The organism is Pseudomonas sp. KU26590, assembly GCF_026153515.1.
GTDB lineage: Bacteria > Pseudomonadota > Gammaproteobacteria > Pseudomonadales > Pseudomonadaceae > Aquipseudomonas.
This window is the reverse complement of record NZ_CP110644.1, coordinates 2861698-2881747: the sequence shown is the minus strand read 5'-3', so window position 1 is coordinate 2881747 and position 20050 is coordinate 2861698. Positions and strand designations below refer to the sequence as shown.

Below are 20050 nucleotides of genomic sequence, written 5' to 3'. Positions count from 1 at the left end.
TTTGTCTAGCGGACGGCGCGGCGCAGCAAGTAGGTGTCCATGATCCAGCCCTTCTGTGCCCGCGCGGTTTCCCGCGCCTGACGTATCTGCGCGCTGACTTCGCGCAGCGGGCCTGAAATGAGCATCTCGTCAGGGCTGCCAAGATAAGCGCCCCAATAGATGTGCAGATCTTCGTCGATGAACCGCTCGAAGGTGCAATGGGCGTCGAGCATCACCACGCTGTTGCTGATGTGCCCACCCTGCTCCGCTGCAAGCTCACGGCCGGTGGTGATGTTGATGGGCTCGCCAATGCGGTTCAAGCCGATGCGGTGCCCGGCAGCGAGCGCCTGCACGCTGGTGATGCCGGGAATGACGTCGTAGGCGAATGACTCCCGGCCGCGGGCGAGCACCTGATCGAGAATCCGCATCGTGCTGTCGTACAGCGCCGGATCGCCCCACACCAGAAACGCCCCGGTCTCGCCCGCCTTTATTTCATCGCCGATCAACTGCTCGAACAGGACGGCGCGCTGCTCGTGCCAGTGTTCGATCCCGCTGCGATAAGACGTCGAATCGTCCCTGCGCCTGGGATCGCTCACCTGCACCAGACGATAGTCATGCCCCTCTATGTAGCGCTCGCAAATATCCCGGCGCAACGCCAGCAGGTCGTCGTTGGCGTAGCCCTTGTCGAGGATGAAAAACACCCGGGTGCGATTCAGCGCCTTGATCGCCTGAACGGTGATGTGCTCGGGATTGCCTGCGCCGATGCCGATCACGAGGACTTTTTTCATGGGGTGGCGCTTCTCTGAAGGCATTTGCGGAAGGTGCTCGCAATGCCGCAGCTAAGCGGCATTGCGCGGACTTATTCGTGCAGCTCGCGCAACGCGGCTGTCGCCAGGAAGCCCGAACGCGATCTGTAACGTTGATCGCTCCTGACGCGGGCATCGATGCGTTCCAGCAGCACTTCCGGCAACGTTGCATTGAACCGCACTGAGCGGCCGAAATACGGTGTCACGTCAAATTCGACCACAGCCCACACGCCGCCCTGATAGTCCGGATTGTTGATATGCGCGTCGATGTCCATCGGCTGCGGCAGCGCCTCGCCATCAGCGACCAGCCCTTCAAAGTGCAGCGCCAGGGCTTCTTTCACATTGTCCAGCGCTTGGCCAATGGTCGCGCCAGCGGAAAAACATCCCGCGATATCAGGCACGGTGACGCCGTACACCGAGTCGGGATCCTTATGTAAAACGACGGGTAATTTCATGTTTTATCCTTCCGAGCTCATTTGCGTTGGAACATTCATTTGAGGCCGGCCTGTTTCAATATGTCCCCGCTGCGCATCAGCCTATCCTTTTGCTGACTGATGTGGACAGTACACACCGCAGTTTCCTGCGCCACCGCGCGGGAAACCTTTTAAGCGACGGTATGTAACGTGACCCCGAGGCGATCCTGCTTGCGCGTCCTCCCTTGCTGAAGACATTCCCAATGTCCCACTGCAGGGTTTTAGTGGGATTGGCTTTAGCCGGGAACGCGTCGGACGTCACGTCGCAGAATTGACGGTGCGCAAACCGGCCTCTTCCCGGCTGAAGCCGGTCCCACTGAAAACACCGCGTACACCCGTAGGACTGGCTTTAGCCGGGAAGGCTTCGGACGTCACGATGTCAGGCTTCGTAACTGCCACCGTATTCCTTTGCGACCAGATCGGCTTGTGCATCGCCGCTTTCGATCAGACCCAGGATCGTTTCCGCCACCCGTTCTGGCGGGTGTGCGAACGAAACGGTCTCGGCTTCCTGCGCCTTGGCAGACGCAAGGCCCGACTTCACCGAGCCGTAGAACTCGGTGCTGGTGATAGAGGGGTGCACAACGGAAACGGCGATACCCGCGTCCGCCAGCTCTAAGCGCGCCACGCTCGAGAGCATGTTGAGCGCAGCCTTCGAGCTGGTATAGGCCGCCGAACCCGGGTAGGTGGCAAGCGTCGCGCCCGAACTGACGTTGACGATGCTGCCGCGTCCTTGCTTGAGCATAGAGGGGATGACGGCCTGCATCAGGGCAAGCGGGGCCACAGTGTTGAGATTGAGCAGCTCTTTGAAATCCTCCAGCTTGATGTCTTCGATGGTGGCATGCAGTCCCTGTCCCGCATTGTTGATCAATGCATCGATGCGTCCAAACTTAGCGATGGTGGTGTCGATGGCGTGTTGCACCTGCTCGGGCCGGGTGACATCGCACACCACTGTCAAGGCATCAACAAGCTCTAGTGCCAAGGCCTCGATGCGATCCTGCCGACGGGCTAGCAACACCACCCGCGCGCCGGCACGGGAGGCCGCGCGCGCAGTGGCTTCTCCAATTCCGGATGAAGCCCCGGTCACGATGACCACTGCATTTCCAATGTCCATAAGGTATTCCCTCGATCTGGCTGTTGCGGGCGAGTTAATGCGCATGGGTAGAATCCTACGGCGCGTCCGCGAGCGATGCTTGTGCGATCGGGTCAGTCATTTGCCCATTCGTGCTAACGTGCTTTGATCGGTCATCTGGATCTGGCAACTGGCACGCTATGCACGACGTCATTAGGGTCATTAAATCGTTTGTTGAGCAGCGTGCTATCGGCGTGCTGACACTGACTAACATGCCGCGTGTTGACATCCTTAAGGTCTGTGCGCCTACCCAGCTTGCCCCAGATATCTACCGACCCGTCGTTAGCCTAATCCTGCAGGGTGAAAAGCGGCTCGTCATTGGGAGCCAAGTCCTGCGCTATACCGCCGGACATACCTTCATCGCTTCCATTGATGTCCCTGTGATCGGGGAGATCGTCCAGGCAAGCGCCAGCGCTCCCTACCTCGCAGTCCGCTTGACCTTTGACCGTTCGGTGGTGGCTGACCTGCTACGCGATGCGCAGGGGCTTGACGAGACTCCAGATCATCGAAGCTTCTGCGTCAGTCAGGCCAGCGAAGACCTGTTGGACGCCTGGCTTCGCATGCTGCGCCTGATGGAGCGTCAGGATGAGATTGCGGTCATGGCCCCGTTGCTGGAACGGGAGATCCTCTTTCGTTTGTTGCGCGGCCCGCAAGGTGCGGTCCTGCGACAAGTGGCCAGCATCGACAGTCGGTTTTCACGAATAAGGAAGGCGTTAGACTGGATCAAGGCAAACTACTCCACCGCTTTGCGCGTGGCACATCTCGCCAATCTGGCCAACATGAGCCCATCGTCTTTCCATCGAAGTTTCAAGGCAAGCACGGGCATGTCTCCGCTCCAGTACCAAAAGCATCTCAGGCTCTATGAAGCCCGTCGCAGGCTATTCGCCGACCCGGGTCATGTTGCTGGCGTCGCCCTGGCGGTTGGCTATGAAAGCCTGTCGCAATTCACCCGTGAATATGCGCGGATGTTTGGCGCTCCACCTGCTCGCGACGTCCGGGGCCACTCAAAAAATACTCGAACTGACAGAGCCGGACGTTAGGCTGCGATAGCCAACAGGCTTACCGTCGACAAGGCCTGAGCAGATTGTTGTTCGGGCAAGCGCGCGCCTGACCTATCTTGAATGGGCAAACAGACTGGCTTTCGCCGGAAGACGGCAGCCGTCACTCCGCATACTCGATGGTGTTCGAACCGGCGTCTTCCCGGCTGAAGCCGGTCCCATTGAAGCACCGCGTTCAGCCTGTAGGACTGGCTTTAGCCGGGAAGACGGCAGCCGTCACACCGCAGAATTGATGGTGCTCAGGCTGGCCTCTTCCCGGCTGAAGCCGGTCCCACTGAAGCGCCGCGTTCGGCCTGTAGGACCGGCTTCAGCCGGGAAGACGTCGGACCTCACAATACAGATTGATGGTGTTCGAACTGGCCTCTTCCCGGCTGAAGCCGGTCCCACTGAAGCACCGCGTTCAGCCTGTAGGACTGGCTTTAGCCGGGAAAGCGTCAGACCTCACAATGCAGAATTGATGGTGCTCAGACTGGCCTCATCCCGGCTGAAGACGGTCCCACTGAAGCGCCGCGTTCGGCCTGTAGGACTGGCTTTAGCCGGGAAAGCGTCAGACCTCACAATGCAGAATTGATGGTGCTCAGACTGGCCTCATCCCGGCTGAAGCCGGTCCCACTGAAGCACCGCGTTCAGCCTGTAGGACTGGCTTTAGCCGGGAAAGCGTCAGACCTCACAATGCAGAATTGATGGTGCTCAGACTGGCCTCATCCCGGCTGAAGACGGTCCCACTGAAGCGCCGCGTTCAGCCTGTAGGACTGGCTTTAGCCGGGAAGACGTCGGACCTCACAATACAGATTGATGGTGTTCGAACTGGCCTCTTCCCGGCTGAAGACGGTCCCACTGAAGCGCCGCGTTCGGCCTGTAGGACTGGCTTTAGCCGGGAAGACGGCAGCCGTCACACCGCAGAATTGATGGTGCTCAGGCTGGCCTCTTCCCGGCTGAAGCCGGTCCTACTGAACACCGCGTTCAGCCTGTAGGACTGGCTTTAGCCGGGAAAGCGTCGGACCTCACAATGCAGAATTGATGGTGCTCGAACTGGCCTCTTCCCGGCTGAAGCCGGTCCTGCTGAACACGCGATCACCTGGTGGGACCGGCTTTAGCCGGGAAGACGTCGTACAGCACACCGCAAAAGTTCGAGGTGGTGTTCGTTTAAAACCCGCATCTGTATTCCGCCCAACAAATAGTGCACATTAGCCCCACGCCTCTCTCCAGATCGGCACCCGCATGACCAAAACAACAAGAGTCACCGACCCTTCCTACGAGCTGATGGACGACCACAATGGCCTGTCGATCATCTACCGCGAGCACGGGTTTCCCTGCCCGTTGGTGCGCTGGCATTTCCATAAGGAATTCGAGCTGCACCTCATCGTTGCCAGTTCCGGCAAGGTCTTCGTCGGCGATTACATCGGCAATTTCTACCCTGAGACGCTGTTTCTCACCGGCCCCCATCTTCCGCACAACTGGATCAGCCAGATCGAGGAAGACGAGGTGGTGCCCAAGCGCGACATGCTGGTTAACTTCACCGAAGAGCTGCTCGAAAGCGGCAATCAGGTGTTCGCCGAACTCAAGACCCTGGCACCGCTGCTCGAACGCGCGCGGTACGGCATCGAATTTCGCTGCAAGCGCACCATCCGCCAAGCCACCAGACTGATGCAGAAAATCGCCGACACCACGGGCATGACCCGCCTGGGGCATTTCTTCATTCTGTTGGAGGTGCTGGCGGCGAGTGATGATTTCCAGCTGTTGTCGGGTACTACGGCGTCGCAGCTGTCCGATGATCACGCCGTGGAGCGCACCAACAAAGCCGTGGAATACATCTTTACCCACTACGCCCGGGAGCTGCCGCTGGAAGAAGTGGCCGAGTACCTGGGCATGAAGCCGACCTACTTTTCCCGGGTGTTCAAGCAAGCCACCGGGCGCTGCTTTGTCGAATTCGTCAACCGGCTGCGCATCAGCAAGTCCTGCGAACTGCTCGCCGATGGCGACCGGCCGGTGACCGACGTCTGCTTCGAGTCCGGTTTCAATAACATCTCCAACTTCAATCGGCGCTTCCAGAAGCTTAAAGGCATGACCCCTTCGCACTATCGCCGACTCGCCGTGCAGCGCCTGACCGAACAAAACCTGTACTGATTCGCTCCCTCTTCGGCCCTGTCGACTACGCTGGAACTGCGCCGCCCCGTGCGCTGGCGCAGTTCTGCGGCGTGCCCCCCGGAAACTGCAGTGCAAAAAAGTATCAGTTCAAGTGCGCCGCAGGATTTGTCAACCCGCGCGTACAAGGCTGTAATCAACTGACATTCTTCCTGGCCTCCGGAAGAAACAAAAACAATAACCAAGCTTCTGACGTCCGCCTGGGCGCAGAAGAGGAGTGATAAATGAAGACCTCTGCACATGTTCTCCTTGCCGGTACCTGTCTCACCCTCCTGTCCCTCTGCACCACCGCCAATGCGGGTGACGTGACCATCGCCACGGTCAACAACAGCGACATGATCCGCATGCAGCGGCTGTCCAAGACCTTCGAAGAACAGCACCCGGACATCAAGCTCAAGTGGGTGGTGCTGGAAGAAAACGTGCTGCGCCAGCGCCTGACCACCGACATCGCCACCAAAGGCGGCCAGTTCGACGTGCTGACCATCGGCATGTACGAAGCCTCACTCTGGGGCGCCAAGGGCTGGCTCAAGGAAATGAACAACCTGCCTGCGTCCTACGCGCTGGATGACGTGTTTCCTTCGGTACGCGATGGCTTGTCGGTCGACGGCAAGCTCTTCGCCCTGCCGTTCTACGCCGAAAGCTCGATCACCTACTACCGCAAAGACCTGTTCAAGGCCGCCGGCCTGACCATGCCGGAGCGTCCGACCTGGACGCAGATCTCCGAATACGCCGACAAGCTCACCGACAAGTCCAAGGAACAGTACGGCATCTGCCTGCGCGGCAAGGCCGGCTGGGGCGAGAACATGGCGCTGATCACCACCATCGCCAACTCGTTCGGCGCCCGCTGGTTCGACGAACAGTGGAAGCCGCAATTCGACCAGCCTGAGTGGAAGAACGCGCTGACCTTCTACACCAACGTGATGAAGAAGGACGGCCCGCCTGGCGCCTCCAGCAACGGCTTCAACGAAAACCTCGCGCTGTTCAACAGCGGCAAATGCGCAATCTGGGTGGATGCCAGCGTCGCCGGCTCGTTCGTCACCGACAAAGCCCAGAGCAAAGTGGCTGACAGCGTAGGCTTCACTTACGCGCCGCACGAAGTGACTGACAAGGGCTCGGCATGGCTGTACTCGTGGGCACTGGCGATCCCGACCAGCGCGAAGAACGACAAGGACGCGCGCGCCTTCACCGAATGGGCCACGTCCAAAGAGTACGCCGCGCTGGTCGCCGAGAAAGACGGCGTCGCCAACGTGCCGCCAGGCACCCGCGCATCGACCTACACCGATGCCTACAAACAAGCCGCGCCGTTTGCCAACATCACCCTGGAATCCCTCAAGGCCGTCACGCCGAAGGCGCCAACCCTCAAGCCGGTGCCGTACGTGGGCATCCAGTTGGTGACCATCCCCGAGTTCCAGTCGATCGGCACCTCCGTCGGTCAGCAGTTCTCGGCGGCACTGGTGGGCACCTCCACCGTGGATCAGGCATTGACCAGCGCGCAAAGCGTGACAGAGCGGGAAATGAAGCGCGCGGGTTACCCGAAGAAGGGCTGACACCCGCTGCTTGAAGGCGGCAGGCGCCGATTGCCTGCCGCCCACGTTCACGCTCACGCTTTTGCCCGGTTCGGAGTCGACATGAACACCTCAACCCTCACCCCGCGCACCGCCGCGGCCGACGATAAGTCGTCCGCCAAAGGCAGCGTCACCAAGCCCGGCTGGTTTCTGGTCAGCCCCTCGGTGCTGTTGCTGCTGGTCTGGATGATCGTGCCGCTGGGCATGACCATCTACTTTTCGCTGATCCGCTACAACCTGCTCAACCCCGGCGAAAACGAATTCGTCGGCCTTGAGAACTTCGAATTCTTCGTCACCGACGCAGGCTTTCTGCCCGGCGCCATGAACACGCTGTTGCTGGTCGGCAGCGTGCTGGCCATCAGCGTGATCCTCGGCGTGTTGATTTCGGCGCTGCTGGAAGCCAGTGAGTTTTTCGGTCGCGGCATTGTGCGGGTGCTGCTGATCTCGCCGTTTTTCATCATGCCGACGGTCAGCGCGCTGATCTGGAAGAACCTGATTTTCCACCCGGTGTCCGGCATCCTCGCCTGGGTCTGGAAGCTGTTCGGCGCCCAGCCGGTGGACTGGCTGGCGAATTACCCATTGCTCTCGATCATCATCATTGTGTCGTGGCAGTGGCTGCCCTTCGCGATCCTGATTCTGATGACCGCCATGCAGTCCCTGGATCAGGAACAGAAAGAAGCCGCGCGTCTGGATGGCGCCGGCCCGATCGCGATCTTCTGGCACCTGACCCTGCCTCACCTGGCGCGCCCGATCGCCGTGGTGGTGATGATCGAAACGATCTTCCTGCTCTCGGTGTTCGCCGAAATCTTCACCACCACCAACGGCGGCCCGGGCTTCGCGTCCACCAATCTGGCGTACCTGATCTACAACCAGGCACTGCTGCAATTCGACGTGGGCATGGCATCGGCAGGCGGCTTGATTGCTGTCGTGATCGCCAACATTGCCGCAATCATCCTGGTACGGATGATTGGCAAAAACCTCACCGACAAGTCTTGAGGGCAAGGCCATGATGACGCTCAAACAATCCCGTCGCCTGCAAAGTGCTCTGCTCGGCACCTTGTCGTGGTTGATCGCGGCGCTGATCTTCTTCCCGATCTTCTGGATGGTCCTGACCAGCTTCAAGACCGAGATCGACGCGTTCGCCACGCCGCCGCAGTTCTTCTTCACGCCGACCCTGGAAAACTACCTGCACATCCAGGAGCGCAGTGACTACTTCCACTTCGCCTGGAACTCGATTCTGATCTCCTTCAGCGCGACGATCCTGTGCCTGCTGATCGCGGTGCCGGCGGCCTACTCCATGGCGTTTTTCGAAACCAAACGGACCAAGGGCACGCTGCTGTGGATGCTCTCTACAAAAATGCTGCCGCCGGTGGGCGTGCTGATGCCGATCTACCTGCTGGCCAAGACCTTCGGCCTGCTGGATTCGCGCATCGCGCTGATCGTGATCTACACGCTGATCAACCTGCCGATCGTGGTGTGGATGATCTACACCTACTTCAAGGACATCCCCGGGGAGATTCTCGAAGCGTCGCGGCTGGACGGCGCGACCACACGCCAGGAAATCTTTCGGGTGCTGATCCCGATCTGCAAGGGCGGGCTGGCATCGACGGCGCTGCTGTCGCTGATCCTGTGCTGGAACGAGGCGTTCTGGTCGTTAAACCTGACCTCGTCGAATGCCGCGCCGCTGACTGCGCTGATCGCCTCGTATTCAAGCCCCGAGGGCTTGTTCTGGGCCAAGTTGTCGGCGGTGTCGACGCTGGCTTGTGCGCCGATCCTTATCTTCGGCTGGATCAGCCAGAAACAGCTGGTCCGCGGCCTGTCGTTTGGTGCCGTGAAATAACTAACGCAGCCCTCTGTAGGAGCGCGCTTGCCCGCGATTGCGGTGTGTCAGCGCCGAATTTATCGCTTGATGTACCGCGTTCGCGGGCAAGCGTGCTCCTACAGGTCGGTGTTGAGGCCACCCGAACATCTGGCCCTTCTTGAAGAACAAAAACTGGAGCCCATCATGGCTAACCTGACAATCAGAAATCTGCAAAAAGGCTTCGACGGCCACCAGATCATCAAAGGCATCGACCTGGACGTGAAGGACCGTGAATTCGTGGTCTTCGTCGGTCCGTCGGGCTGCGGAAAATCCACCCTGCTGCGGCTGATCGCCGGCCTGGAAGACGTCACCGGCGGCAGCATCGAACTCGATGGCCGCGAGATCACCCAGGTCACACCGGCCAAGCGCGACCTGGCGATGGTGTTTCAGACCTACGCGCTGTACCCGCACATGACCGTCGGCAAAAACCTGTCGTTCGCACTGGACCTGGCCGGCACGCCAAAGGACGAGGTCAAAAAGAAGGTCGATGAAGCCGCGCGCATCCTCGAGCTGGGCCCGCTGCTGGAACGCAAGCCCAAGCAGCTGTCAGGCGGTCAACGCCAGCGCGTCGCGATCGGTCGCGCCATCGTGCGCAATCCGAAAATCTTCCTGTTCGATGAACCCCTGTCCAACCTCGACGCCGCCCTGCGGGTGCAGACCCGACTGGAGCTGTCGCGCCTGCACAAAGAGCTGCAGGCGACGATGATCTACGTCACCCACGATCAAGTCGAAGCCATGACCCTGGCCGACAAGGTGGTCGTGCTCAACGGCGGTCGCGTCGAGCAGGTCGGCTCGCCGCTGGAGCTGTACCACCACCCGGCCAACCTGTTCGTCGCAGGCTTTCTTGGTACGCCGAAAATGGGCTTCCTCAAGGGCATCATCAGCGGCGTCGAAGCGTCGGCCTGTGAAGTCACCCTGGACGCCGGCGCGAAAGTGCTGCTGCCCTTCACCAACGCGCAACAAAGCGTGGGTGATGCGGTGACCCTGGGGATTCGTCCCGAGCACCTGGAACTGGCCAACGAGGGCGATTGCCAGTTGACCGTCATCGCCGACGTCAGCGAGCGCCTGGGCAGCGACACCTATTGCCACGTGCGCACCACCTCCGGCGAACCGCTGACCATGCGGATTCGCGGCGACCTGGCCAGCCAGTACGGCGAAACCCTGAAACTGCACCTGAACAGCGCGCACTGCCACCTGTTCGACGCTCAGGGCCAGGTCATCCGCCGCGCGCTGCAGGCCGCTGCCTGACCCCTCGCACTCCACAGCATTCGGGAACACCGTCATGAAACTGAGCAAGCAGAACCTCTCCAACCTGGGCGCCGGCATCGCCATCCCCGCCTACTCCCTTGATGAGCGTCGCCAGGGCATTGCGCACATCGGCGTCGGCGGTTTTCACCGCGCCCATCAGGCGTTTTATACCGATGCGCTGATGTCCCTCGGGGCCAATGAACACAGCGGAGAAGGCCTGGACTGGGCCATCTGCGGGGTCAGCCTGCGCGAGGAAGACCGCGGTAACTTCGAGGCGCTGAAGGGCCAGGACTTCCTCTACACGCTGTTCGAACTGGGCGACACCCCGGACACCGAAACCCGCGTGATCGGCGCCATGAGCCAGATGCTGATGTCCACCGACAGTGACCTGGCGCTGATCGACAAACTCGCCAGCGCCGACATCCGCATTGTCTCGTTGACCATCACCGAAGGCGGCTACTGCATCGACGACAGCACCGGCGAATTCATGAGCCACCTGCCGCAGATTCAGTACGACCTTGAACACCCCGCGACACCGAAAACCGTGTTCGGCTATCTGTGTGCTGCCTTGGTCAAGCGCCGCGCCGAGGGCACTCCGGCGTTCACCCTGATGTCCTGCGATAACCTGCCGCACAACGGCGCGGTGACACGCAAGGCCCTGCTGGCGTTCGCCCAACTGCGCGACCCGGAACTGCACGACTGGATCGCTGAACACGTCAGTTTCCCCAACGCCATGGTCGACCGCATCACGCCGATGACCAGCACCGCCCACCGCCTGCAACTGCATGACCAGAAAGGCATCGACGACGCCTGGCCGGTGGTCTGCGAACCCTTCGTGCAATGGGTGCTGGAAGACAAGTTCGTCAACGGCCGCCCCGCCTGGGAAAAGGTCGGCGTGCAGTTCACCGACGACGTGACCCCGTACGAAGAAATGAAAATCAAGCTGCTCAACGGCAGCCACCTGGCGCTGACCTACCTGGGCGCCCTGAAGGGTTATCGCTTCGTCCACGAAACCATGAACGACCCGCTGTTCGTCGACTACATCCGCACCTACATGGACCTGGACGTCACGCCGCAACTGGCGCCGGTGCCGGGCATCGATCTGACCGAGTACAAACAGACCCTGATCGACCGCTTCTCCAATCAGGCGATTGCCGATCAGCTGGAGCGGGTGTGCTCCGACGGCTCGTCGAAATTCCCGAAATTCACCGTGCCGACCATCAACTGTCTGATCCTCGACAGCGGCAACATGGACCGCGCATCGCTGGTGGTCGCGGCTTGGGCGCTGTACCTGCAGGGCAATCGCACCGGCGACTTCACTGGCGAAAACGGCGTCCCGTACACCGTGGTCGACCCGCGCGCCGACTTCTGCAAGGCGCTGGTGGCCGATGACGTGTTGATCACCCAGCGCCTGCTGGACGTGGAAGAAATTTTCGGCGCGGCGATTCCCCGCTCGGCCGAGTTCGTGGCATCGTTCGAGCACAACCTGAACAGCCTGAAGCAATTGGGCGTCAGCAAAACCCTGGAAAACCTGTTAGCGAAAACCGCCTGAGCTTCATAGGTAAAGAGGTGAACATGTTTCTCGGCATCGATTGCGGCACCCAAGGCACCAAGGCGATTGTTCTGGATGCCGTCAGCGGCAAGGTTCTGGGCGAAGGCTCGGGTGCCCATCACATGATCAGTGGCGCCAACGGGCGCCGCGAACAGGATGTGCAGGAATGGCTCGATGCGTTCGAGCAGGCGACGGCGGCGGCCTTGCAGCAGGCCGGGTTGTCCGGTGCGGACATCCTGGCCATCGGCGTGTCCGGGCAGCAACACGGCCTGGTCATGCTCGATGAATCAGGCCAGGTGCTGCGCCCGGCCAAGCTGTGGTGCGACACCGAATCCTCGCCCGAAAACGATCGGCTGCTGGCGTATCTGGGCGGTCAAGCTGGATCGCTGGAGCGTTTGGGTATCGCCATCGCGCCCGGCTACACGGTCTCGAAACTGCTGTGGAGCAAAGAACAGTTCCCCGAATTGTTCGCCCGCATCGACAAGATCCTCCTGCCCCACGACTACCTCAACTACTGGCTGACCGGCCGCAGTTGCAGCGAGTTCGGCGATGCCTCGGGCACCGGTTATTTCAACGTGCGCACCCGCGCATGGGACCTCGACATCCTTCAGCACATCGACCCCAGCGGCCGGCTGGTCAAGGCGCTGCCGGAGCTCATCGAAGCGCATCAGCCGGTGGGCACGATTCTCCCTGCGATCGCCGAGCGCCTGGGCCTCAACCCGAAGGCGATCGTCTCCAGCGGCGGCGGCGACAACATGATGGGCGCGATCGGCACCGGCAATATCGCGCCGGGCTCGATCACCATGAGCCTGGGTTCGTCGGGCACGGTCTACGCCTTTGCCGATGCAGGCAACGTCAGCGCGCAGCCGTCGGTGGCGACCTTCTGTTCCTCGTCGGGCGGCTGGCTGCCGCTGATCTGCACCATGAACCTGACCAACGCCACCAGTGCCATCCGCGAGCTGTTTACGCTGGACATCGGCGCCTTCAACGCGGCGGTCGCGTCGTCGCCGATTGGCGCCCAGGGCGTGCTCATGTTGCCGTTCCTCAACGGCGAACGCGTGCCCGCCCTGCCCCACGCAACCGGCAGCATCCTCGGGCTGGACAGCACCAACCTGACCCAGGCCAACCTGTGCCGCGCGGTGGTCGAGGGCACCACCTTCGGCCTGCGTTACGGCCTGGACCTGTTGCGCGACAGCGGCATTAAGAGCGATAACATCCGCCTGATCGGCGGCGGCGCAAAAAGCGCGGTCTGGCGGCAGATCGTCGCCGACATCATGGATACGCCGGTCATCTGCACCACCGGCACCGAAGCGGCAGCTCTGGGCGCAGCGATTCAGGCGGCGTGGTGTCATGCCCATGCCGATGCCGGGGGTAACGGCGACGGCGAATCGCTGCAGGCGCTGACCGAGCGTTGCGTCAGCCTTGATCCGGCCAGCGAAACCCGGCCGGTTGCCGAACACGTTGCGGCGTATCAGGCGGTTTATCAGCACTATCGCAATCAATTGCAGGGCCTCTGACGGACAGCCCCGTCGGCCTTTATGGAGCAACTATGTATCTGGTCTGTGGCGAAGCACTGTTCGACTTTTTCTGTCAGCCGGACAGCGGACAAAGCAACAAAGTGGGGTATCAGGCCATCGCCGGCGGCTCGCCGTTCAACGTCGCCGTCGGGCTGCGCAGGCTGGGCATCGATGCCGGTTTTTTTGCCGGGATTTCCAGCGATTACCTGGGCAAGCGCCTGTTGAAGGTGCTGGCCGAAGAAGGCGTGCGCGATGACTTTCTCGTGCACATCGACGCGCCGACCACTCTGTCGATGGTCGCCGTGGGCGCCGACGGCTCGCCGCAGTACAGTTTTCGCGGCGAAGGCTGCGCCGACCGGATGTTGAGCGTTGAGCATCTGCCGACGCTGGACGACAGCGTGCGTGGCTTGCACGTGGGGTCGTTTTCGCTGGTGGTGCAGCCGGTCGCCGATGCGCTGTTGACGCTGGTGAGGCGGGAAAGCGGCAAGCGGCTGATTACTTTCGATCCCAACGTGCGCCTGAATCCGGCGCCGAGCATTGAGTTGTGGCGCAGTCAGGTGGCGAAGTTTGCCGAGCACGCGCACATCATCAAGGTGAGTGATGAGGATTTGGAGTTGTTGTATCCGCAGAAGGATGCGGCGGCGGTCGCCGAGGGTTGGCTGAAGGACAATTGCCAATGGGTGATCATGACCCGGGGTCGTCAGGGCGCGACGATATTCACGCGGGCACTGGGCACGTGGTCGGTGGCGGCGCGCAAGGTGGATACGGCGGATACGGTGGGTGCCGGTGATACATTCCAGGCGGCGCTGATTGCGTTTCTGACGGAGCGGGGTCTGGATGCGCCGGCCGCGCTGGCTGGGGTGGATCGGGAGACGCTGACGAAGATGCTGGAGTTTGCGGTGGCGGCGGCGGCAGTGACCTGTACGCGTGAGGGGCCGGATTTGCCCTATCGGGCGGAGGTCGTTTAGATCAAGATCAAGGGCGTCTGCCTGGGGGCAGACTGTTTCGCCTTCGGCGAGTTACTTGGAAAAGCACCCCAAGTAACCAAAGGTGCTTGCTCCTGGTTTGGCCCGACTTCGTCGGGTTCCCTCACTCCGACGACGCTCCGTGGGCCCGCGCCGAACGGACATCCATGTCCTGACGGCGCTCTCGCGGCATCCATGCCGCTCGGCCCACTGCGCGTCGTCTGCGTTCAGCCTGCACCCAAGTCGCGATTTGTGGTGTTTGAGCTTTCTGCGTATGAAGATCAAGAGCAGATCAAGAGCAGATCAAGAGCAGATCAAGAGCAGATCAAGAGCAGATCAAGAGCAGATCAAGAGCTTCCCGGCTGAAGCCGGTCCCACTAAAGCAACGCGTACACGCTGTGATCGTTCCCACGCTCCGCGTGGGCATGCATCCCGTGACGCTCCGCGTCACTTCCCCAGGCCTGAATGCGCTTCGTCTGCGGGACGCGGAGCGTCGGGGTCGGCGTTACCACGCGGAGCGTGGGAACGATCAGGATCGGCAAGCCCATCTGCGGCCTGCGTGTTCGGAAAAGTCCTTCGGCGTGATGAAGATCCCCTGTAGGAGCGCGCTTGCCCGCGAATTGCGGTGGGTCAGCTGGATGGCTGTGGCTGACAGGACGCCATCGCGGGGAAGCGCGCTCCTACAATGAATATGCATGCAGTCAGTGGGACCGGCTTCAGCCGGGAAGCTTTTGATCTGCGGTTGATCTTGATCTTCATACACAGAAAGGCCAGACACCGCAGAACGCGACTTGGGTGCAGGCTGAACGCAGGTCTCGCGCAGTGGGTCGAGCCGCATGGATGCGGCGAGAGCGCCGTCAGGACATGGATGTCCGTTCGGCGCGGGCCCACGGAGCGGGACCGGAGTGAAGGAACCCGACGAAGTCGGGCCCAACCGAGAGCAAGCCCCCTTGGTTACTTGGGGGGCTTTTTCCAAGTAACTCGCCGAAGGCGAAACAGTCTGCCCAAAGGCAGACGCTCTTGATCTAAACAAACCGCCGAAGGCGAAACGCTCTGCCGTTAGGCAGAGCCCCCGAAGCGCCAACAGATCAGGCCATTTCCGCCTTCGCCATGGCGATCCTGGTCTTCACCTCCTGCTCAGCGACCTGCTGATCCGTCTTCTGCTTCTGCAGCTCGGTCACCTGCTTGTTCACCGCCGCCTGCTCGTCCGGACTCATGGCGTCGTATTCAGCCTTGCTGACACCCGTCAATCGCTGCCGCACTTTCTCCGCATCGGTCTGGTTCATGTAGGACAAAAACTGATCCTTCACCGAACCCACGCCGTCAGAACCCGCCGCGCCATCACTGGCTGCCAGATCATCGGAGACAGTCTTGCTGACGCTATCAGACGCCGCAACCTGCTTGTCAGCACTGGACACAAACGCCGCGGCGGCTGCCGCCTTGTCATCATCCGTCACCGACGACGCCGTGTTGGCCGCCGCTGCCTTCAAGTTCACCATCATTTTGGCAAACGACTCGTCATAGCCCTGCTTACCGTCGTTACTGCTTTGCGTCGCGCCTTCGCCATTGCTCGCAATCGCCGCCACGGGTGTGGCGGCGCCGGCCATGGCGCTGGTGTAGGCATCCGTGTCCGCCGTGGCGTAATGCGTGTGGCTTACGGCCTTCGACACGAACTGCTGGATGGCACTGTTGCCGATTAACATCTTTCACCTCCTGTTCAGGTTGTCCGATGTACCCCGACAGCAGCAAAACCGATGCCATGCAGCCCGACATCCCCTGAAAGCCCCGCCAGCACTGGCCTGTGGACCAAGCGCCAAGCAATTACGGGCCGTGTAATCGACAATGCTTGCCGTCTGCGGCAGATTCTCGCCGCCGGCTTGCCGTACTGGCCAGAGCGCCGCTGACAGCCCGGGGCCGCCGCCCTATTTGAGAAACGCCTTCACCGCCTCGTTCACCTTGTCCGCCTCACACGCCGGCGCCATGTGCCCGCAATCGCTGTTGAGCACCAGCAACTGCGCGCGCTTTTGAGCGGCCAGCGCCTTGGAAGGTGCCGGGTCCACCATGCGGTCCTGCTCAGAGGTGATGATGAGCAGCCGCGCCTTGATTTTCCCGGCCAGCACGGCCATGTCGCCATGGCGCAACAGATCGAAGGAGGTCATCGCCTGCAACTGCCGGTACCAGTCGACGGTGCTGAAGGACTGATTGCCCGTGGCGACGGGCAGTTTTCCGCCAGGCGCCGGCCCCTTGGCGACGGTCTTGGCCGCAGCACGCTCCGGCGTCCACAGGTAGCCGTTGTGTAGCGCCGTGAGCTGCTTGAACACCGTGCCCGACGCGTAGTTGCCGTCATTCCAGCCCGGCGCGCGTTCGATGGCGGCCAGTTCTGCATTCCAGGCCTGCAGGTCGCGCTCGGTCGGGTGAGGCGTGGCGACGATTGTCACCACATTGCTGGCGAAGTCCGGGTACATCACCGCCCACTGCAAGGCCTGCATGCCGCCCATGGAAATGCCGACGATGGCGTGGGCGTGATCGATGCCCAGGTACATGGCGAGCAAGCGATGCTGCGCCTTGACCATGTCGCGAATGCCGAACTGCGGGAATTTCAGGCGTGGCGCGCTGGGGCTGTTGGACGGCGAGCAGGACACGCCGTTGCCGATGGCGTCCATCGCCACCACGTACCAGCGATTGGTGTCGACCAACTTGCCGGGGCCGATCATGTCGGCTTGGTCGGACGTCCGTCCGGCGAGCCAGGTGGTCACCAGCACGACGTTATTGCGATCTTCTGCCAGCGTGCCGTAGGTGCGATAACCCAACGCGCATTGTGAGATTTTGCCGCCGCTCATGTTCACCGAGCCGATATTCACCCGCTGCTGCTCTGCCGCCTGACAGAGGCCCACACTCATCATGACCAGCAACGCACACAGCGTCCGGTCAGCGTATTGACGCAGTTTCATGGAGTTCCTTAGTGATATAGCCTGGCGTGAAAGCGCCTGAAAGACTTGCGGCTACGGAAAACCATGTACATCAACACCATGCCGTCGCGCTGCGCCATCAGCGTAGACGGTTATGTGGTATGAGCGAGGCCGGTTCACAACTATTTTTTCAGGCCATTCAATAGCCTGAGTCATTTACGGTTGTGCGCCGCTTTCACCCTCCAAGGCGACAGATATCAGCATGAGGACTCCCCCTGCTCCACCGGCGATGGTAGCGTGCGGTGGTTTCTGATCGAACGATCAGACATTTCTCTCAACATGCCTGCCAAGGAATGCCCCACCCAATGGATTTTTCGCTCAAGCACCTCGCCGCCGCCACACTGATGTTCGCCGGTGTTTCCGCCTTCGCACCGGCTGCCTTCGCCAACCTCACCGCGCAACAGAGCAGCGTGATCGTCGGCAGTTTCAAGGAAAACGCGGTCACTGATTTCCGCCAATTCCTCAAGACGATCAGCACCACAGACGTGGTCAAGGCTGCGGGCATCGAGCCGGCGATCAACACCTTCCTCGCCAGTAAAAAGCTCTCCGCCGAGGAGCAGAACGACATCCATCGCCTGCTGGGGATCTACGCGCGGGTGAAATACGGCACGGCCGCCACCGAAACCCTGCGCGAGCTGGTCGCCATTCCCACGTTCCAGACCGAAGGCGTTGCCCAGCACGACAACCCGGCGTTCATCAAGATTGCCGAGAAAATCAAAACCCTCGCCCAGTCGTTCAACCTGACCTTCCGCAATATCGACAACCGCGTGTATGAAGTGTCCCTTGAGGGCTCAAGCCCTGAAGTGGTGGGGATTCATGCCCACGCCGACGTCGTTCCGGTCACCCCGGAAAACTGGGTGCTGGCGGATGGCACTCGCCTCGATCCGTTCAAAGTCACCCTGATCGGCGACCGCATGTACGGGCGCGGCACCGAGGACGACAAGAACGGCATCGTCGTCGCGCTCTACGCCATGAAGGTGATCAAGGAGGAAAAGCTTCCGTTGGCGCGCAATTTCAAGCTGCTGATCGACACCACCGAAGAAACCTCTGGCGACGCCATTCCCTATTACTTCGAACGCAACCCGACGCCGGCCTACAACCTGGCACTCGACGGCAGCTACCCGGTGGTCATCGCGGAAAAGGGTTACGGCACGGTCATGGCCAGCTTCCCCCGTCGCAACGCCGAAGGCACGGGCGCGGAAATCACCTCGATGACCGGCGGCATGGCGACCAATCAGATCCCGTCGAAATCGGTTGTCACGCTGGTCACTGATCGCCCGGCTGAACTCGCGGCCGAGCTACAGAAAGCCGGCGTCGATTACGTCCAACGCAACGGCCGCAACTTCAAGGTCGACGCAGAAGTCGCCGGCAAGGACGTCAAGCTGACGGTCACAGGCGTCTCGGCGCATTCCTCCGAGCCCGAATCGGGTGTCAACCCGGTGGCGCGAATGCTCGATTTCATCAACGGTCTGGATGGCAAAGTCGCGTTCAAGCAGAACGCGATCACCGACGCCGCGCGCTACGCCGCTGACAACTGGGGCCTGGATTACCTGGGCAGTAAACTGGGCGTCGGCTTCAGCGATGAGTTCATGGGCCCGCTGACGGCCTCGCTGACCTACGTGTCCATGGACGACAAGGCCTTCAAGCTGGCGGTCAATCTGCGCGTGCCAAGGGGCAAATCACCGCAAGCGTTGAAGGCGCAAATCGCACAGAAGCTGACCGCCTGGACCCAGCAGAGCCATATCACACCGGGCTTCGATTACTCAATCGCCGAGCCGATGTACCGCAATCCTGAAGGCGAGTGGGTCAAGGCGCTGTTGGCCGTGGCCACCGAGAACCTGGGCATGGAGCACAAGTTCGGCACTTCGGCCGGCGCCACGTCAGTGCATGAGCTGCCCAACGGCGTGCAGTTCGGTCTGGCCAAACCCGACGTCAAATACACCGGTCACACCGACGCCGAGTTCAAGACCACCGAGCAATTCCTGCTCGACTTGCAGATCGTCACCGAGATGATGGGCCGCATCGGTCAACTGCCGAAACTCTGACCGCCCTGCTTCGGGCCCGCTGCAATGGCGGGCCTGATTCGCGCCGCTGAAGGTGCAGTCATCAGGCACTCAGTTTTGAAGCCTGGAGCCTGACCGGCGCACGATCTTGATCGAGTGTTTAAGGTTGGGCTTGCGCGTCACGCTGATCGCCCGTTGGGTGACCGTGTCCAGGGTGATGTTCCAGAAGCCGGTACTGGGCACGACGATTTTCGCCGGGAAACGGTCGAAGGCGCCGCCGTGGTAGGTGTGCCGACCGCCGTTCTTGAAACTGCGGAAGTTGGCGTCGCTCATGAGGCGGATGTTGCAGGCGTTCGAAGACTCGATTACCACGATGTCGCCTTCATTGAGGTGTTCGCGTTGGTGGATGAATTTCACGGGGATCCCACGGCAGTGATGAAAACGGGCGCGAGAATATCACGGAGGCCTGGCCAGAAAGGCAGCGCTTACGTGAACGCATAAGCGACAGACCCAAAAAAACCTCATGATCGCTCATGAGGTTTTTCTGTTTCTGCAGCCTGGGTTCAATGGTATGGCGGCCGACGCCTTCCCGGCTGAAGCCGGTCCCACAAGTCGGCGTACCCCCGATCCCACTGAATGCATGGGATACCTTTAGTGGGACTGGCTTTAGCCGGGAAGAGGTCGGTGTGTACGCCATCATTTTTTGCAGTATGGCGACAGACGCCTTCCCGGCTGAAGCCGGTCCCACAAGTCGGCGTACACCCGACCCCACTGAATGCA

At 61.0% G+C, this 20050-nt stretch carries 16 protein-coding genes; 10 read left to right on the top strand and 6 right to left on the bottom strand.

Annotation, left to right across the window (positions count from 1 at the left end; all coding sequences use genetic code 11):
* Positions 1–5 precede the first annotated feature (5 nt).
* The 3 genes from cobF to OKW98_RS12645 all read right to left on the bottom strand — a co-directional run bounded on the left by cobF (position 6) and on the right by OKW98_RS12645 (position 2414).
* A complete protein-coding gene (gene cobF / locus OKW98_RS12655; protein WP_265389456.1) occupies positions 6–767 on the bottom strand; it encodes a precorrin-6A synthase (deacetylating) in 762 nt (253 codons plus the stop codon).
* A 71-nt stretch (positions 768–838) separates the two neighbouring features.
* Positions 839–1240 carry a type II toxin-antitoxin system HicB family antitoxin gene (locus OKW98_RS12650; protein WP_108121936.1) on the bottom strand — a complete coding sequence of 134 codons (402 nt, stop codon included), beginning with the start codon at positions 1238–1240 and terminating at the stop codon, positions 839–841.
* Between the two features lie 397 nt (positions 1241–1637).
* Entirely contained in the window at positions 1638–2414 is a 777-nt protein-coding gene (locus OKW98_RS12645) for an SDR family oxidoreductase (RefSeq protein WP_265389455.1), read from the bottom strand.
* 113 nt (positions 2415–2527) lie between these two features.
* On the opposite strand from OKW98_RS12645, the gene OKW98_RS12640 reads away from it, so the two are divergent.
* The 9 genes from OKW98_RS12640 (at position 2528) to OKW98_RS12600 (ending at position 14301) form a co-directional block, all read left to right on the top strand.
* Complete coding sequence (locus OKW98_RS12640; protein WP_265389454.1) at positions 2528–3427, top strand: AraC family transcriptional regulator; 900 nt, start codon at positions 2528–2530, stop codon at positions 3425–3427.
* Between the two features lie 1239 nt (positions 3428–4666).
* Entirely contained in the window at positions 4667–5572 is a 906-nt protein-coding gene (locus OKW98_RS12635) for an AraC family transcriptional regulator (RefSeq protein ID WP_265389453.1), read from the top strand.
* Between the two features lie 242 nt (positions 5573–5814).
* Positions 5815–7137: an ABC transporter substrate-binding protein gene (locus tag OKW98_RS12630; RefSeq protein ID WP_265389452.1), complete on the top strand. Its 1323-nt coding sequence runs from the start codon at positions 5815–5817 to the stop codon at positions 7135–7137.
* Between the two features lie 81 nt (positions 7138–7218).
* Positions 7219–8151: a carbohydrate ABC transporter permease gene (locus OKW98_RS12625; protein WP_108121932.1), complete on the top strand. Its 933-nt coding sequence runs from the start codon at positions 7219–7221 to the stop codon at positions 8149–8151.
* A gap of 10 nt (positions 8152–8161) precedes the next feature.
* Positions 8162–8995, top strand: coding sequence for a carbohydrate ABC transporter permease (locus tag OKW98_RS12620; protein ID WP_108121930.1), 834 nt, complete (start codon positions 8162–8164; stop codon positions 8993–8995).
* 165 nt (positions 8996–9160) lie between these two features.
* Entirely contained in the window at positions 9161–10264 is a 1104-nt protein-coding gene (locus OKW98_RS12615) for an ABC transporter ATP-binding protein (RefSeq protein ID WP_265389451.1), read from the top strand.
* Positions 10265–10298: 34 nt separating this feature from the next.
* Positions 10299–11816 (top strand): mannitol dehydrogenase family protein, encoded by a 1518-nt coding sequence (locus OKW98_RS12610; protein ID WP_265389450.1) that lies wholly within the window; start codon positions 10299–10301, stop codon positions 11814–11816.
* 23 nt (positions 11817–11839) lie between these two features.
* Positions 11840–13333 (top strand): xylulokinase, encoded by a 1494-nt coding sequence (gene xylB / locus OKW98_RS12605; RefSeq protein ID WP_265389449.1) that lies wholly within the window; start codon positions 11840–11842, stop codon positions 13331–13333.
* 32 nt (positions 13334–13365) lie between these two features.
* Positions 13366–14301 carry a carbohydrate kinase family protein gene (locus tag OKW98_RS12600; RefSeq protein ID WP_265389448.1) on the top strand — a complete coding sequence of 312 codons (936 nt, stop codon included), beginning with the start codon at positions 13366–13368 and terminating at the stop codon, positions 14299–14301.
* Positions 14302–15386: 1085 nt separating this feature from the next.
* On the opposite strand, the gene OKW98_RS12595 is transcribed toward OKW98_RS12600, so the two are convergent.
* Together OKW98_RS12595 and OKW98_RS12590 are read right to left on the bottom strand one after the other, a co-directional pair.
* The gene (locus OKW98_RS12595; protein WP_265389447.1) at positions 15387–16001 is read right to left on the bottom strand and encodes a hypothetical protein; all 615 of its coding nucleotides are present in this window, start codon (positions 15999–16001) and stop codon (positions 15387–15389) included.
* Between the two features lie 219 nt (positions 16002–16220).
* A complete protein-coding gene (locus OKW98_RS12590) occupies positions 16221–17249 on the bottom strand; it encodes an alpha/beta fold hydrolase (protein ID WP_265389446.1) in 1029 nt (342 codons plus the stop codon).
* A 323-nt stretch (positions 17250–17572) separates the two neighbouring features.
* Between OKW98_RS12590 and OKW98_RS12585 the strand changes: the two genes are divergently transcribed.
* Entirely contained in the window at positions 17573–19312 is a 1740-nt protein-coding gene (locus OKW98_RS12585; RefSeq protein WP_265389445.1) for a dipeptidase, read from the top strand.
* A gap of 69 nt (positions 19313–19381) precedes the next feature.
* Here the strand turns inward: OKW98_RS12585 and OKW98_RS12580 are convergent, their stop codons facing one another.
* On the bottom strand, positions 19382–19687 hold the full coding sequence (locus OKW98_RS12580; protein ID WP_265389444.1) for a DUF1883 domain-containing protein: 306 nt from the start codon (positions 19685–19687) through the stop codon (positions 19382–19384).
* Positions 19688–20050 lie beyond the last annotated feature (363 nt).

Excerpts from the sequence above, each read along its gene's own strand:
- cobF (WP_265389456.1), bottom strand. The coding sequence starts at position 767 with ATGAAAAAAGTCCTCGTGATCGGCATCGGCGCAGGCAATCCCGAGCAC.
- OKW98_RS12650 (WP_108121936.1), bottom strand. The coding sequence starts at position 1,240 with ATGAAATTACCCGTCGTTTTACATAAGGATCCCGACTCGGTGTACGGC.
- OKW98_RS12645 (WP_265389455.1), bottom strand. The coding sequence starts at position 2,414 with ATGCGCATTAACTCGCCCGCAACAGCCAGATCGAGGGAATACCTTATG.
- OKW98_RS12640 (WP_265389454.1), top strand. The coding sequence starts at position 2,528 with ATGCACGACGTCATTAGGGTCATTAAATCGTTTGTTGAGCAGCGTGCT.
- OKW98_RS12635 (WP_265389453.1), top strand. The coding sequence starts at position 4,667 with ATGACCAAAACAACAAGAGTCACCGACCCTTCCTACGAGCTGATGGAC.
- OKW98_RS12630 (WP_265389452.1), top strand. The coding sequence starts at position 5,815 with ATGAAGACCTCTGCACATGTTCTCCTTGCCGGTACCTGTCTCACCCTC.
- OKW98_RS12625 (WP_108121932.1), top strand. The coding sequence starts at position 7,219 with ATGAACACCTCAACCCTCACCCCGCGCACCGCCGCGGCCGACGATAAG.
- OKW98_RS12620 (WP_108121930.1), top strand. The coding sequence starts at position 8,162 with ATGATGACGCTCAAACAATCCCGTCGCCTGCAAAGTGCTCTGCTCGGC.
- OKW98_RS12615 (WP_265389451.1), top strand. The coding sequence starts at position 9,161 with ATGGCTAACCTGACAATCAGAAATCTGCAAAAAGGCTTCGACGGCCAC.
- OKW98_RS12610 (WP_265389450.1), top strand. The coding sequence starts at position 10,299 with ATGAAACTGAGCAAGCAGAACCTCTCCAACCTGGGCGCCGGCATCGCC.
- xylB (WP_265389449.1), top strand. The coding sequence starts at position 11,840 with ATGTTTCTCGGCATCGATTGCGGCACCCAAGGCACCAAGGCGATTGTT.
- OKW98_RS12600 (WP_265389448.1), top strand. The coding sequence starts at position 13,366 with ATGTATCTGGTCTGTGGCGAAGCACTGTTCGACTTTTTCTGTCAGCCG.
- OKW98_RS12595 (WP_265389447.1), bottom strand. The coding sequence starts at position 16,001 with ATGTTAATCGGCAACAGTGCCATCCAGCAGTTCGTGTCGAAGGCCGTA.
- OKW98_RS12590 (WP_265389446.1), bottom strand. The coding sequence starts at position 17,249 with ATGAAACTGCGTCAATACGCTGACCGGACGCTGTGTGCGTTGCTGGTC.
- OKW98_RS12585 (WP_265389445.1), top strand. The coding sequence starts at position 17,573 with ATGGATTTTTCGCTCAAGCACCTCGCCGCCGCCACACTGATGTTCGCC.